The following is a 14696-nucleotide window of genomic DNA, read 5'->3' on the forward strand; positions in this document are numbered from 1 at the left end:
CGGCTAGCTGCCGGCGTTTTTGTTTGTTCGCCACAGGAGCAGGGAATGCAGCACTACTCGACAGCGATTGAAGGCGGCAGCTGGCAGCGGCCGTGGCGCACACCGGCAGGCGTGTTCCTGATTGCGTGGATCGTTCTGTGCCTGCCATGGCTCAGTGGCATCAAGACCATTCCCTTTGATGCCGTGCAGCAGTTCTTCCCGGCGGTCAGTTTCAGTGCCGAGCAGTTGCGTCACCTGCAGGCCCCCTGGTGGAATCCGTATCTCTACGGTGGCTACCCGCAGGTGGCCGATCCGCAGATGATGACGCTGCAGCCGACGATGCTGCTGCCGATGCTGCTGGCGCCGGGCTCCCTGCACCTGTTCACGGTGGTGGTGCTGCTGCATGTGCTGGCAGGCGGCCTGGGTGCACTGCGGTTGAGCCGCGTGCAGGGCATGCCGCCGCCGGCGCAGCTGCTGTTCGCACTCACGCTGATGTTTGGTGGCGTGGCCGCGTCGCGCCTGCAGCACACGCCGATGACCATCAGCTACTGCCTGCTGCCCTGGCTGTGGCTGGGCCTGGAGCAGGTCCGCCGGCGGGGACGGATGCGCGACATCCTGCTGGCCGGTGTGGCCGGCGGGATGTGTGCGCTTCAACTGACCCAGGTCACCTATTTCATCATCCTCACGTGCGTGATCTACGCCGTGGCTGCTGTCGTGCTGGCACAGGGGCAGCGCATGCGCCTGCTGTGGCAGCTGGGCGTGGTGGCCATTCTCGCCGGTGGTGTCAGTGCGCCGCAGTGGCTGTCCACGCTGGCCTGGCTGGACCAGACCAATCGCAATGGCCTGACGCTGGAAGCCGCGCTGCCGGGTGCCATCCACTGGCAGACACTGGTGACACTGCTGTCGGGCAACGTGTTCTCGCAGGGGCGCGGCGACAGCTGGGCCTTCGGTGATATCAGCGCCGATTACCTCTATGTGGGGGCAGTGCCGCTGGCGCTGTGGCTGCTCTGGGGCGGTGAGGTGCTGCGGCGCAAGCCGGCGGCGACGCGCGTCGCGCTGTGTGCGCTGACGCTGGCGATCATGGTCGCGGTGGGTGGCGCCACGCCGCTGTTCCCCTGGTTGTTTGGCTGGCTTCCGGGGCTGGACCTGTTCCGGCGCCCATCCGATGCGCTGTTCCTTACCGTGCCTGCGGCGGCGTGGCTCGGTGCCAGTGCCCTGCAGGTTGCCCTGCAGCGGCAGCCATTGCGATTGCATCGGGTGTCCGTGGCAATCGTCGCAGTGCTGGGTGCGTGCGCTGCGTGGCTGGCGATCGATCATGGTCATCCGCTCGCTTTCGCCTGGCTTGCGGTCAGCGCCGCGCTGGGCGTAGCCGCGGTGTGGGTGCTGCGCCGCCACCAGTCACCTGCGCGCTGGGTGCTGGCGCTGGTGCTGTTGGACCTGCTGCTGTTCAACGTCGGCACCAGGTTCAACGCGGGCAGCGGCACAAAGTCGGTGCTCACCGCCGATCGTGCGGGTCCTGCGCAGCGCGCCTATGCGCTGCTGGCGGCAGAGCGGCATATCGGCATACCCGAGCGCGCGGTGGTCTTCGGCATCGGCGGACTCACCAACGGCGCGGCGGTGCATGCCATTGCGCTGGCAAACGGCTACAACCCGCTGCTGGCAAGCGACTATCTGCAGATGACCGGGATGCCGGGCGAGCCGGTGGATACCTTCCAGCAGAAGGTCCCCACTGCCTGGATGCCAGACACCGCTGCTCCCCTGTACGACCTGTTGGGCGTGCGTTGGCTGCTGGCCCAGGAGCCGTTCCCGGGCTCCAGCGCGCAGGGCGACCAGGTGGAACTTGCGCGACGTGACAGCGTGCTGCCACGGGTGCTGAATCCGCGGCAGGTGCGCCGCCATGAGGAGCGTCTACCGCCTGCGCCGCTGTTCAACCAGACCGATTTCAACCGGCAGCTATGGCTGCCGGCAGCCGCCAGCAGCCACTGTGCCGAACAGGATGCCGGCGAGGCCACGGTACAGGTGCTGCGCTACCAGCCGGGACGCATCGAGCTGACGGTGGTGGCCGACCATGCAGCATGGGTGGTGATCAACGAAACCACCGGTCGTGGCTGGCAGGCGCAGCTCGAGGATGGCCAGGTACTGCCGCTGCTGCGCGGCAATGGCCTCTTCCATGCGTTGTGCGTGCCGGCCGGGCAGCATCAGGTGCGGTTGCGCTACAGCGCGCTGCAGCTGTGGCGTGAGGGACTGGGAGCGCGCCTGCGCCTGCGCCGTGACGGTGATCGCTGACCGCTGACCGCGATCAGCGGTACACCACGTAGCGCATCAACAGGAACGACACGCACGCCAGCCCGCCTTCCACCAGTGGCTTGGCCAGCCAGGTGTACTGCAGGCCCAGCGCGTGGTCGACCAGGCTCACCAGCAACGTGCTTGCCGCAGTCAGCAGCAGCCACAGCCCGAAGAAGCGTGCAAAGCGCTTCCAGCCCAGCTTGTGGGTGCCGGCCTCGGCAAAGGTGTAGCGGCCGTTGAGCCAGAAGCCCAGCAGCATGCCGGCCAGGCGCCCGGCGACGTTGGCCGGTGCGACCGGCATGCCAAGCGCGGTGGCGACCACGAACACCAGCCAATCGACCAGCAGCTGCACGAGCCCGATCACGAGGTAGGCGCTTCCCTGGCGGACAAGGCTCATCGGCATGGTGAAGGAGGAGGGATGCCCATGTTAACGGCGTACGCTCTAGAATCGTCGGCAACGAACCACGGACTGCCGTTCCCATGACCCAAGCCCTGCACGTCATCATCCTCGCCGCCGGCGCCGGCAAGCGCATGAGGTCGGTGCTGCCGAAGGTGCTGCAGCCGATCGCCGGCCAACCGATGCTGGCGCACGTGATCGATGCGGCCCGCGAACTGCAACCGGCGGCCATCCATGTGGTCTACGGCCATGGCGGTGAGGCGGTGCGGCAACAGTTCGCCGACCAGCCCGACCTGCAGTGGGCTGAACAGGCGCAGCAGCTGGGTACGGGCCACGCGGTGGCGCAGGCGATGCCGCAGGTGCCGGATGCCGTGCAGGTGCTGGTGCTGTACGGCGATGTACCGCTGATCCGCGCGCAGACCCTGCGCGATCTGCTGGCGCAGCCGGGGCGGTTGGCGGTGCTGGTCGCCGAGGTTGATGACCCGACCGGTTACGGCCGCGTGCTGCGCGATGCCGAAGGCAAGGTGGGAGCGATCGTCGAGCAGAAGGACGCGACCGACGACCAGCTGCGCGTGCGCACGATCAACACCGGCATCATCGCCGCGGAGTCGACCGCGCTGCGCCGCTGGCTGTCGCAGCTGTCCAACCGCAATGCGCAGGGCGAGTACTACCTGACCGACGTGTTCGCATTTGCCGCGCATGAGTACACCCCGGCCGAAATGGCGCTGGTGGCCGACGCGCAGGAAGCCGAGGGGGCAAACGATCCCTGGCAGCTGTCGCAGCTGGAGCGTGCCTGGCAGCATCGCGCCGTGCGTGCGCTGTGCGCACAGGGTGCACGCGTGCGCGACCCGGCACGACTCGACATCCGTGGCACCGTCACCGTGGGCAGTGACGTGCTGATCGATGTCGATGTCGTTCTCGAAGGCAACATCGTGCTCGGCGACGGCGTTACCATCGGTCCGTTCAACCGCCTGAAGGACGTTACTCTCGGCCCCGGTACCGAAGTACGCGCGCACTGTGATCTGGAGGGTGTGGTCACCGAAGGCGCGGCGCTGGTCGGTCCGTTCGCGCGCCTCCGCCCAGGTACCGTGCTGGCCGATGGCGTGCACGTCGGCAACTTCGTCGAAACCAAGAAGGTCACCCTCGGCGTCGGCAGCAAGGCCAACCACCTCACCTATCTGGGTGATGCGGTGATCGGCAGCAAGGTGAACATCGGTGCCGGCACCATCACCTGCAACTACGACGGCGTGAACAAGTCGACCACCACCATCGGCGACAACGCGTTCATCGGTTCCAACAGTTCGCTGGTGGCGCCGCTGACGATCGGCGAGGGCGCGACCATCGCTGCCGGTTCGGTCATCACCCGCACCGCCCCGGACGGCAAGCTGACACTGGCCCGCGCACGACAGGAAACCATCGATGGCTGGAAGCGCCCGGTCAAGAAGTCCTGAGCCACGTATTCCGCATGCCGACGAGCTCGGCGTGCTGCCGGCAATTGAACAGCGTGCCGGCGAACTGCTGAAGGATCACGAAGCCCATCCGGTATTTGCCGGCCACGGCCTGGATCTGCCGACGCTGCAGGACGGCCTTCAGCGGGGCCAGTTGTGGGTTGTGGACGGCCCCGGCGGCGACATTGCCGGTTACCTGCTGGGCGGCGAGCTGGGGGGCGAGTTCCATGTCCTGCAGATGGATGTGGACCCGGCGCACGCGCGTCGTGGCCATGGCCGTGCATTGCTGCGGCACGCCTTGGCGCAGGCCAGGGCCACCGGCTTTGCTGCAGCGGTGCTGACCACCTTGAGCGATGTGCCATGGAATGCAGCCTTCTATGCCAGCGAAGGGTTCGACGTAGTGCCTGAGGCTGAGTGGAACGACGGCCTGCGCGCCGTCATGGCCGAAGAGGCTGCGCTCGGGTTTCCGATGCACCTGCGGGTGGCGATGCGGCGGACCTGGTAGGTGCCGGCCCTGGTCGGCACATCCGCGCATGGCGTGGATCTACCCGATCGGCCCGCTCAACCCACCGGCAACAGGATCGACACGCACAACCCGCCATCGCCGCGGTTCTGCAGCGACACGCGGCCACCGTGCGCTTCCACGATCTCGCGCGTCAGTGCCAACCCCAGGCCGGTGCCGTTGCGCTTGGTCGAATAGAACGGCATCAAGGCGTTCTGCAGCACCTGCTCGTTCATGCCCTTGCCGCGATCCAGTACGTCCAGGCGCAGCCATTGCGGCAGCCGCGTGAGTTGCACCTGTACGTCATCGTTGGGCGGATCGGCCTCGGCGCAGGCTTCATGCGCGTTCTTCAGAAGATTCAGCAATGCCTGCCCGAACTGCGCGATGTCGATGCGGCTGCTCAGGTCCTCGTCCGGCTCGCGTTCCATGGTGAACGGGATCTGCTGGCGCAGGCTGGACAGGAACGGCGCCCAGTGCACGGTCTGCAGTTGCGGCTGCGGCAGCTTTGCGAAGCGTGCATAGCCACGGATGAAGCCTTCCAGGTGGCGTGCGCGGTCCTCGATGGTGGTGAAGATCTCCGGCAACCGGTCGAAGCGTTCGCGCTGCACCAGCACGCCACCGGAGTGGGCCAGCGAGGCGATCGGTGCCAGTGAGTTGTTGAGCTCGTGGCTGATCACCCGGATCACCTTCTTCCACGTCTGCACTTCCTGGCGGCGCAGTTCGGCGGTGAGCAGGCGTACCAGCAGCAGGTCGTGCGGACGGCCGTTGAGCTGGAAGGCGCGGCGCGACAGGTGGTAGACCTGTTCGTCATCCTCGTCGCCGTCCTCGCCCTCGGCATGCACCGCGAACAGGCTGTCGCCGCCACGGGCGATGGCATCGCGCAGCTCCACCGGCACCTGTTCCAGCACCTCTTCCAGACGCTGGCCTTCCAGCTTCCAGCCGCCATGCAGCAGCTTGCGCGCAGCCAGGTTGGAGAACACCACGCGGGCGATGCCATCGCCGCCGGAGGCAATCAGCAGCATGGCCACCGGCGTGTTCTGCACCATGGTGTCCAGCAGCAGTTCGCGCTGCACCAGGCCCTGCCGCTGTTCGCGCAGCACATCGCCCAGCTCGCGGTGCGCCTGCACCAGGTCGCCCAGTTCGTCGTTGCCCGGCCAGTACACGCCGAAGTTGTACTCGCCGTCGCGGTAGCTGCTGGTGGTGCCGGACAGTGCACGCATCAGCGAGCGCACCGGTGCGGTGGCACGGCGCAGGGTCCACCACATCAACGCCAGCAGGATCACGGCCGACGCCGTGGTCACCACCCAGCCATGGTTCATCCAATACGCCAGCAGCCACGGCAGCGCAGCGGCCAGCGCCAGCACCGGCAGCAGGCGCAGGAACAGGCGGAAGGTGAACGAGCGCCGTTTCATTCGCGTGGGATGCCGTGGCGGTCCATGCGCCGGTACAGGGCCTGGCGGCTCAGGCCGAGTTCGGCAGCCGCCTGGGCGATGACGCCGTGGTTGCGTGCCAGCACGTCCTCGATGCGCTCGCGGTCGGGATCGTTGCCAGCGCTCGGTGCGGGGCGTGGCGCCGGTGCGGTGCGCGGCAGGTTCAGGTCGGCCACCTCGATGCGGTTGCCGGTCGCCAGCAGTTCGGCACGCTGGATCACGTTGCGCAGTTCGCGCACGTTGCCCGGCCACGGGTGCCGTTGCAGGGCGGCACTGGCGGCACTGGACAGCGGCTTGCCGGCCGTCAGGAAACGCTCGGCCAGTGGAACGATGTCGCCCGCGCGCTCGGCCAACGGCGGTAGTACCAGTTCCACTGTATTGAGGCGGTAATAGAGATCTTCGCGGAACGTGCCGTCGCGGATCATCGCCGGCAGGTCGGCATTGGTCGCGCTGACCACGCGGACTTTGACCTGGCGTTCGCGATTGGAACCCAGGCGCTCGAAGCGGCCGGTTTCCAGCACGCGCAACAGCTTCATCTGCCCGCCCAGCGACAGGTTGCCGATCTCATCCAGGAACAGCGTGCCTCCGTCGGCGGCTTCGAACTTGCCCTCGCGTGCCTTGTTGGCGCCGGTGTAGGCGCCGGCCTCGGCACCGAACAGTTCGGCCTCGATCAGCTCCGACGGCAACGCGCCGCAGTTGACCGTGATGAACGGGCCCTTGGCCACCAGTGAATTGGCCTGGATGATCTGCGCGATCTTCTCCTTGCCGGCACCATTGGGACCGGTGATCAGCACCGGCAGCTCGGAGCGCGCGACCTGGCAGGCCAGGGCGATGACGCGCTCGCTGGCCGGATCGGCGAAGACCGCACCGCACAGGTCGTACTTTTCTTCCAGCGCATTGCGCTGGCGCAGCTCGCGGCTGCGGCGGCGGTCCAGTTCGCGCCGCGCCTCGGACAGCTCCAGCAGGTTGTTGACCGTGGTCAGCAGCTTGCGGTCGTCCCAGGGCTTGGCCAGGTAGTCGGCGGCGCCGGCCTTGACCAGGTCCACCGCGCTGCTCAGGTGGGTCCAGGCCGTCAGCAGGATCACCGGCAGGTCCGGGTGGCGTGCGCGGATCTGTGCGAACAGCGCTTCGCCCTCCTCGCCGGAGGTGGTGTCCTCGCTGAAGTTCATGTCCTGGATCACCAGGTCGACCGGCTGCGACTCGAGCAGGGCCAGCCCCTCGGCCGGGCTCTGCGCCTGCAGGGTGTCGATGTCGTGCAGGGAGAACAGCACGTCCAGTGCAGTGCCCACACTGGCGTTGTCGTCGATGATCAGGATCGAAGGCATCAAGCGGTTCTGCAGAAAGGGATGGGCGGCGCCGATGGAGCCGTGTTCGTGTCCATACGCCGGGAGAGCCCGGCGCCACCCATCAAGCATAGCCAAACCCGTAGCCGTCGGGGCGGCGGGCTCAGCGTCGGGGCGGCGGCGGTGGCGGTGCTGGCGGAGGCGGAGCGACCAGCGCCCTGCGCCAGGCAGCGGCGTCCACCGCGACCGTCAGTTCCTGCCTGTCGCGCTGCAGCAGGAGATAGGCCCTGGCGGCGCTTGAACGCCGCAGGGCCTCGGCAAGATGCTCGATCCTGCGTACGGTGGTGTCATCCACCCGCAGGATGCGATCGCCGCTGCGCACGCCGAAGCGGGCTTCCGGACCGGCGGCTTCCACGCGCACCTGGCCTTCGCTCGAACGCAATGCCAGGCGCGCATCGTCCTGGCGCCACTCCAGTGTCTGCGAGCTGCCACCGCCGGCCAGTGCCGGCAGTGGCAGGAGCATCATCATCAGCATCCAGCGGATACGCATCTCATGCGCCCCGCGTGGCAACCGCAGGCGGTACCGCTGCCGCGCGCCGGGCCGGCCCGAACACCGCGATCTGGCCAAGCACCCACAGCAGCAGTGCGCCCAGCGGCAGGTAGTGCAGCGGCATGCGCGGCAGCTCGTACATGTTCATCAGTGCCAGGTTGATCGCATAGGCGGCCAGCATGCCCAGCACGATGCCCAGCGTGGCCAGCAGGAAGTTCTCGGTCTGGAAGTAGCGCAGGATCTGCCCACGCGTCGCGCCGAGCGCGCGACGGATACCAATCTGCTTGCTGCGCTGCTGCACCCAGAAGCTGGCCAGGCCGATGATGCCCAGTGCGGTGACCACCAGCAGCGAGATGCACACCGTGATCAGCAGCCCGACCATGGCCCTGTCGTTCTTGAAGTAGTCATTGCGCTGCGCCTCATAGGTCAGCTTCTCGCGCACCAGCCGGTTGGGGTCGTTGCGTTCAAGCGCGGCGATCGCGCCCTTGAGTACTTCCTCGCGCCGTTCCGGAGCGGTGCGCAGGACGTACGGGCCCTGGGTGAAATCGGTCCGCACAGGCAGCACCATCGACAGCGTGGTGTTGTTGTTGTAATCGGTGGGCGTGGCCAATGACGCGACAATACCCACCACGTGCAGTGGCTGCTTGCCCATGTAGAACGTCTTGCCCAGTGCGTTCTCGCCGGGGTACAGCCTGTCGGCGAGCGTGCGGCTGATGATCACCGAGGAGGCGGTATTGGTGGAGGCGTTCTTCTGTGCATCCTCGACGTTGCTGTATTCACTGGGCTGGAAGTCGCGGCCGGCGGTCAGCTGCAGTCCAAGCGTGGACAGTCCACCTTCGCCGAACATGTACATGGTGACGAAGGCGGTCGGACGTTCCTGTTCCTGCTTCAGCGAAACGCTGGTATTGGAGGAGTTCGGGCGGAACGGCAGCTGGTTGACCTTCGCGGCGGCGGTGACCCCGGGAACGGCGCGCAGGGCGGACAGGTCCTCCTGGGTGCGGGCCTGGCCATTGGTCTGCTTGCCGATGCCGCTGACCCGGACGAACACCAGCTCGTTCTCGGCCAGGCCGCTGGTCTGGCTGATCCGTTCAACGCGCTGGGTGACCAGGAACAGGGCATTGCAGACGATGGCGCAGGTCAGGGCGACTTCCAGCACGATCAGGGCGGCGGCTGTCTTGTGCCGGCGCAGGGTGCTGAGGATGGGGCGGATATCCATGGGAGGTCCTCGTACTCGTGCTTACTGCGACTTGAGCTGGATGGCCGGGGTAACCTGCATCGCGCGCCAGGCGGGCAGGAAACCAGCGGCGAGGCTGGCGAACAGGGTCAGGCCAATGGCCAGCAGCAGCATGCTGCCGTCCAGGTGGGCCAGGCTCGCGTAGTCCACGGGTTGCTGGCGCACCGCATACAGGCCGAGCAGGGCCAGGCCGATGCCGAGCACGCCGCCGGCAACGCCGATCGCACCGGCTTCAACCAGGCATTGCAGGAAGATCTGCCCACGGCTGGCACCGAGGGCGCGGCGCACGCCGATCTCGCCGCTGCGGCGCAGGAACTTCGCCAGCAGCAGGCCCACCGTGTTGACCAGGCAGACGCCGAGAAAGCCCAATGCCAGCCACATCTGCAGGCGCACGTCGCTGGGCACGGCATTCTTGAACGTCAACCACTCCATCACCGGGCGCAGGCGCACGTTGGTGGGGCGCTCGAAACGGCCCGCTGCGCGCTGCTGGTCCGAGTAGTTGGCCAGGTAGCTGCGGTAGTCCTCGACCTTGGCCGGATCCAGCTCCACCCAGTACTGGATCCAGCTGCAGGGCGCGTTGATCGAGTTGCTGCTGCCATCCGGATTCTCGCCGAAGCAGTTCATGTTGCCGTTGCTGCCGAACTCCAGGTCCATCGCAGTGGAAAACGGCACCAGCAGGTCTTCATCCTTGCCGTAGTTGCCGGTGGTCAGATCGAAGAAGTGGGGTTCGGGATTCCACTTCTTCATCACGCCGATCACCCGCAGTGAATGGCCACTCAGGCGGATCTCGCGACCGGTGCTGTCGGCACCCTGGAACAGCTTGTCGTTGATCGCTTTCGACAGCACCACCACCCGGCTGCGATTGTCATCATCGCTGCTGTTCCAGGCACGCCCGTACTGCATCGGCACGTCGAACATCGGGAAGAAATCGGCCGACGTCCAGCGCGTATCCACCGAGAACGGCTTGAGCGTGCTGAGCTCCGGTTCCACCGTGCCGCCGCCCGCGCTCATCATCGCCTGGCGGATGCCGCGCTTCTCGCGCAGTAGGGTCTCGGCGTCGCGCCGTGTCATCTGTTCCTCAGGCTCCTCACCCGGGGTATAGCCGCCGCGCGGGCGCGGATCGACCTGCACGTAGAACAGCTGGTCGCTCTTGCCGGGAATCGGGTCGCCGGACAGCACGTGGAACACCGTCAGCGTGGTCATCGAGGCACCGATGCCGAGCGCGATGGCGACCACCATCAGTGCGGTCAGGATCTTGTTGCGGCGGAAGCTGCGTACCGCCAATCGGGTGTAGTAGGCGAACATGGGAGTGCCCTCACTCGTTGACGGCAACGATGTGGCGCGGCGGGGTAGCCAGCACCGGTTCGCGCACCAGGTCGGTCACCTGGCCATCGACGATGTGCACGTTGCGCTGCGCGCGCGCGGCCAGTTCCGGGTCGTGGGTGACCATCACGATGGTGGTGCCGGCGGCATTGATCTCCTCCAGCAGTTCCATCACGCCGCGGGCCATCTGCGTATCCAGGTTGCCGGTCGGTTCGTCGGCCAGCAGCAGGCGCGGGCTGCCGGCCAGCGCACGCGCGATCGCCGCACGCTGTTGCTGGCCGCCGGACAGTTCGTTCGGGTAGTGCTTCATGCGTGAGCCCAGGCCGACCTGGGTGAGCGCCTTCTCGATGCGTTCGCGGCGCTCGTTGGCACTCATCTTCCGGTAGCGCAGCGGCACGTCGACGTTGTCGAACAGGTTCAGGTCGGGAATCAGGTTGAAGCCCTGGAAGATGAAGCCGATCTTCTGGTTGCGCAGGCGGCTGCGGGCGTCATCGCCCAGCGTGCTCACGTCCTGGCCGTCAAGCAGGTAGGTGCCGCTGGTGAAGGTTTCCAGCAGGCCGGCGATGTTGAGGAAGGTGGTCTTGCCGGAGCCGGACGGGCCGGTGACCGCGACGAACTCGCCTTCCTTGACCTGCAGTTCCAGCGAGCGCAACGCGTGGGTTTCCACCTGTTCGGTGCGGAAGACCTTGGCGACCGAACGCATTTCGAGCATGTACATGGGGTGTCCTCTCTCCAGGATTCAGGTATCAGGTATCAGTTGACGGAGACGCGTTCGGCGTCCTTGAACAGGTCGCTGCCGGAGACCACGATGCGGTCGCCCGGCTGCACACCCGACTTGATTTCCACTTCGCCCAGGCTGCTGACGCCCAGTTCCACCGGACGCCGCACCGCGGTGCGGCCATCCATCACGTAGGCCACGCCATTGCCCTGTTCGACGAACGGGCCGCGCTCGACCTTCAGCACGTCCTTGCGGGTATCGAGCAGCACGCGCACCGACATCCGCTGGCTCTGGCGCAGGCCTTCCGGCTGCGCGCTGGCGAAGCGCACGCGGGCGTTGACCTCGCCGTTGACCACTTCCGGCGACACCGCGCTGATCTCGCCCGGGAACGGCTTGCCATTGCCGCCGGTCAGCTGCGCCGGCATGCCGATCGCCAGGTCGCGGGCGAAGCTCTCCGGCACCTTGATCTCGACCTCGAACTTGGACAGGTCGACCACGCCCAGCACCGGCGCGTTGGCAGCCAGGTTGGTGGACTGGACCGCCTGCACCTGGCCGACCTGGCCGTCAAACGGTGCGCGCAGGGTCAGTGCGTCGACCTGGCGCTGCACTTCGGCCACCACGGCCTTCTGGCGGTCGGCCAGCAGGCGCTTGTTGCGGGCATCCAGGTCGGCGCCCTGGCTCTGCAGGCGCGCATCGGTGGTGGCGTTGGCCAGGGTGATGTCGGCCTTCTTCAGCGAGTCCTTGGCCTTGGCCAGGTCGATCTGTGGCACCGCACCGCCGTCGTAGCCGCGCTGGAAGCGCTGCAGGTCGCGGTCGGCGGCCTGGCGCTCGATGGTGGCCTGGTCGGTTTCCTTGCGCGACTTGGCGCGGGCCAGGGTGGCGTCCAGCGCGGCACGGCTGGCCTCGGCTTCCAGGCCGGCCAGGGTGGCCTGTTCCTGGGCCAGCTTGCTGCGCAGTTCCGGGCTGTCGATGACCGCCAGTTCCTGGCCCTTCTTCACCACGTCACCGGCGACCACTTTCAGGTCCACGGTGCCGGCCGAGATGGCGTACAGGATCGGGCTGTTGGCGGCGATCACCCGGCCGTCGGCGGCGATGTCGCGGACCAGGTCGCCGCGCTTCACTTCGGCGATGCGCACCCGGCTGCTGTCGAAGGAGCGGCTGGCATTGGACCAGGCATGCACGGCCCAGCCGATGCCGGCCAGCAGCACGATGGCGCCCAGCGCCGGCCAGCGGTAGCGCTGCCAGTTGACGCGGGTGGCGCCGGCCGGGGCGGAGGAAACGATCTGGTCCTGTGCGGAAGTGTCGCGGATCATCGGGTGCGTGCCTGACGGTGGTAGCCAGTACCAAGCACGTAGCGTGCCAACTTTATTTCCTTTCAGTTCAACAGGTTGGGCGGGCCGCTGGAGTGTCCGGGTGTCCGCGGACACCTTTCCGGACACTTTCATTAAGCGGACAGGAGGGGGAAGCCGGACACGCGGGCTAGAATGCGCCGATCGTCTTCAAGGAAACGCGTGACATGTGTGGAATCGTGGGTGCAATCGCCGATCGCGACGTGGTGCCGGTGCTGATCGAAGGCCTGAAGCGGCTTGAGTACCGTGGTTACGACTCCTCGGGCATCGCGGTGATCGATCACGCCGAGCGCCCCGAAGTACGTCGTGTCCGCCGCACCGGTCGCGTGTCGGAAATGGCCACGGCGGCCGAGGCCGAAGGGTTCAATGCGGTGCTGGGTATCGGCCACACCCGCTGGGCCACCCACGGCGGCGTCACCGAGGCCAACGCGCATCCGCACATCAGCCACGGCGTGGCGCTGGTGCACAACGGCATCATCGAGAACCACGAAGAGCAGCGCGAGAAGCTGCGCGCGCTGGGCTACACCTTCGAGTCGCAGACCGACACCGAAGTCATCGCGCACCTGATCCATCATCACCTGAAGGGCGGCGATGACTTGCTGGTGGCGCTGCAGCACACGGTGAAGGAGCTGACCGGCGCCTACGCGCTGGCCGTGGTCAGCCGCGCCGAGCCGGAGCGCTTCGTCTGCGCGCGCATGGGCTGCCCGCTGCTGGTGGGCCTGGGCGAGGGCGAGAACTTCGTCGCCTCCGACGTCTCGGCGGTGATCTCGGCCACCCGCAAGGTGATCTTCCTGGAAGAGGGCGACACCGCCGAGATCCGTCGCGATGGCGTGCGCATCTTCGATGAGCATGACCGGCCGGTCGAGCGCGATGTGCACCTGTCCGACGTGTCGCTGGCATCGCTGGAGCTTGGCCCGTACCGCCACTTCATGCAGAAGGAAATCCACGAGCAGCCGCGCGCGCTGGGCGACACCATCGAGGCGGCGATCGACGCCGGTGGTTTCCCGGCCGAGCTGTTCGGCAAGAATGCCGAAGCGGTGCTGTCGGGCATCGAGGGCGTGCAGATCATTGCCTGCGGCACCAGCTACTACGCCGGCCTGACCGCGCGCTACTGGATCGAAGCCATCGCCGGCCTGCCGTGCAGCGTGGAGATTGCCAGCGAGTACCGCTACCGGGCCGCGTATGCCAACCCGAAGCACCTGATCGTCACCATCTCCCAGTCCGGCGAAACGCTGGATACGATGGAGGCGCTGAAGTACGCCAAGGCGCTTGGACACAAGCACACGCTGTCGATCTGCAACGTGCCGGAAAGCGCGATTCCGCGCGCCAGCGAGCTGGTCTGCTACACCCGCGCGGGCGCGGAGATCGGCGTAGCTTCGACCAAGGCCTTCACCACCCAGCTGGCCGCGCTGTTCCAGTTGACCGTGGTGCTGGGCAAGCTGCATGGCCGCATCGACGCGGCGCAGGAAGCGGATTACCTGGAACAGCTGCGCTTCCTGCCGGGCAGCGTGCAGCACGCGCTGAATCTGGAACCGCAGATCGCGGCGTGGGCCGAACGCTTCGCGCGCAAGTCCAATGCGCTGTTCCTGGGCCGTGGCCTGCATTACCCGATCGCGCTGGAAGGCTCGCTCAAGCTCAAGGAGATTTCCTACATCCACGCCGAGGCCTACCCGGCGGGCGAGCTGAAGCATGGCCCGCTGGCGCTGGTGGACGAGGACATGCCGGTGGTGGTGATCGCCCCCAATGACAGCCTGCTGGAGAAGGTGAAGTCGAACATGCAGGAAGTGCGCGCCCGTGGTGGCGAGCTGTTCGTGTTCGCCGACCAGGACAGCAACTTCAATGAGTCCGAAGGCGTGCACGTGATCCGCACGCCGCGCCATGCCGGCGTGCTCAGCCCGATCGTGCACACCATTCCGGTGCAGCTGCTGGCCTACCACACCGCGCTGGCACGCGGCACCGACGTGGACAAGCCGCGCAACCTGGCCAAGAGCGTGACGGTGGAGTAACACTCCCGGATCCGTTGAATGCTGCATGCGAAAAGGGGCCCGCGTGGCCCCTTTCGTTTGCGTGGTTGGCCATGCCAAGTGGGACAGCCGCCGGGTGTTCTGTCCGCCATCGGCAGCAGGCAATCATTCTTTAATGCGTGGCATTGGCTGTATTCAGCGGCGGTTTCAGCCGCGGTGCCATTCTCTGGATC

12 protein-coding genes are annotated in these 14696 nt (G+C 66.9%); 4 read left to right on the top strand and 8 right to left on the bottom strand.

Annotation, left to right across the window (positions count from 1 at the left end; genetic code table 11):
• Nucleotides 1-45 precede the first annotated feature (45 nt).
• Nucleotides 46-2265 carry a hypothetical protein gene (locus VG561_RS11480; RefSeq protein ID WP_423179603.1) on the top strand — a complete coding sequence of 740 codons (2220 nt, stop codon included), beginning with the start codon at nucleotides 46-48 and terminating at the stop codon, nucleotides 2263-2265.
• 13 nt (nucleotides 2266-2278) lie between these two features.
• Here the strand turns inward: VG561_RS11480 and VG561_RS11485 are convergent, their stop codons facing one another.
• Nucleotides 2279-2662 carry a GtrA family protein gene (locus VG561_RS11485; RefSeq protein ID WP_041863846.1) on the bottom strand — a complete coding sequence of 128 codons (384 nt, stop codon included), beginning with the start codon at nucleotides 2660-2662 and terminating at the stop codon, nucleotides 2279-2281.
• An 83-nt stretch (nucleotides 2663-2745) separates the two neighbouring features.
• Between VG561_RS11485 and glmU the strand changes: the two genes are divergently transcribed.
• Nucleotides 2746-4113: a bifunctional UDP-N-acetylglucosamine diphosphorylase/glucosamine-1-phosphate N-acetyltransferase GlmU gene (gene glmU / locus VG561_RS11490; protein ID WP_014648491.1), complete on the top strand. Its 1368-nt coding sequence runs from the start codon at nucleotides 2746-2748 to the stop codon at nucleotides 4111-4113.
• On the top strand, nucleotides 4082-4615 hold the full coding sequence (locus VG561_RS11495; RefSeq protein WP_041863844.1) for a GNAT family N-acetyltransferase: 534 nt from the start codon (nucleotides 4082-4084) through the stop codon (nucleotides 4613-4615). The genes glmU and VG561_RS11495 overlap by 32 nt, the downstream gene beginning before the upstream one ends.
• 56 nt (nucleotides 4616-4671) lie before the next feature.
• On the opposite strand, the gene VG561_RS11500 is transcribed toward VG561_RS11495, so the two are convergent.
• The 7 genes from VG561_RS11500 to VG561_RS11530 all read right to left on the bottom strand — a co-directional run bounded on the left by VG561_RS11500 (nucleotide 4672) and on the right by VG561_RS11530 (nucleotide 12463).
• The gene (locus VG561_RS11500; protein WP_014648489.1) at nucleotides 4672-6024 is read right to left on the bottom strand and encodes a sensor histidine kinase; all 1353 of its coding nucleotides are present in this window, start codon (nucleotides 6022-6024) and stop codon (nucleotides 4672-4674) included.
• Nucleotides 6021-7367, bottom strand: a complete 1347-nt coding sequence (locus VG561_RS11505) for a sigma-54-dependent transcriptional regulator (RefSeq protein WP_014648488.1) — start codon at nucleotides 7365-7367, stop codon at nucleotides 6021-6023. The genes VG561_RS11500 and VG561_RS11505 overlap by 4 nt, the downstream gene beginning before the upstream one ends.
• A gap of 121 nt (nucleotides 7368-7488) precedes the next feature.
• The gene (locus VG561_RS11510) at nucleotides 7489-7860 is read right to left on the bottom strand and encodes a PDZ domain-containing protein (protein ID WP_014648487.1); all 372 of its coding nucleotides are present in this window, start codon (nucleotides 7858-7860) and stop codon (nucleotides 7489-7491) included.
• A gap of 16 nt (nucleotides 7861-7876) precedes the next feature.
• Complete coding sequence (locus VG561_RS11515) at nucleotides 7877-9091, bottom strand: ABC transporter permease (RefSeq protein WP_014648486.1); 1215 nt, start codon at nucleotides 9089-9091, stop codon at nucleotides 7877-7879.
• Nucleotides 9092-9112: 21 nt separating this feature from the next.
• Nucleotides 9113-10414, bottom strand: coding sequence for an ABC transporter permease (locus tag VG561_RS11520; protein WP_014648485.1), 1302 nt, complete (start codon nucleotides 10412-10414; stop codon nucleotides 9113-9115).
• Between the two features lie 10 nt (nucleotides 10415-10424).
• The gene (locus VG561_RS11525) at nucleotides 10425-11150 is read right to left on the bottom strand and encodes an ABC transporter ATP-binding protein (RefSeq protein WP_014648484.1); all 726 of its coding nucleotides are present in this window, start codon (nucleotides 11148-11150) and stop codon (nucleotides 10425-10427) included.
• Nucleotides 11151-11185: 35 nt separating this feature from the next.
• Nucleotides 11186-12463 (bottom strand): efflux RND transporter periplasmic adaptor subunit, encoded by a 1278-nt coding sequence (locus tag VG561_RS11530; RefSeq protein ID WP_032961233.1) that lies wholly within the window; start codon nucleotides 12461-12463, stop codon nucleotides 11186-11188.
• 203 nt (nucleotides 12464-12666) lie between these two features.
• Here VG561_RS11530 and glmS point away from each other — a divergent pair, with 203 nt between their 5' ends.
• Complete coding sequence (glmS, locus tag VG561_RS11535; protein WP_014648482.1) at nucleotides 12667-14505, top strand: glutamine--fructose-6-phosphate transaminase (isomerizing); 1839 nt, start codon at nucleotides 12667-12669, stop codon at nucleotides 14503-14505.
• The last annotated feature ends 191 nt before the right edge of the window (nucleotides 14506-14696 follow it).

Source organism: Stenotrophomonas sp. CASM110, assembly GCF_049384345.1.
Lineage (GTDB): Bacteria > Pseudomonadota > Gammaproteobacteria > Xanthomonadales > Xanthomonadaceae > Stenotrophomonas > Stenotrophomonas muris.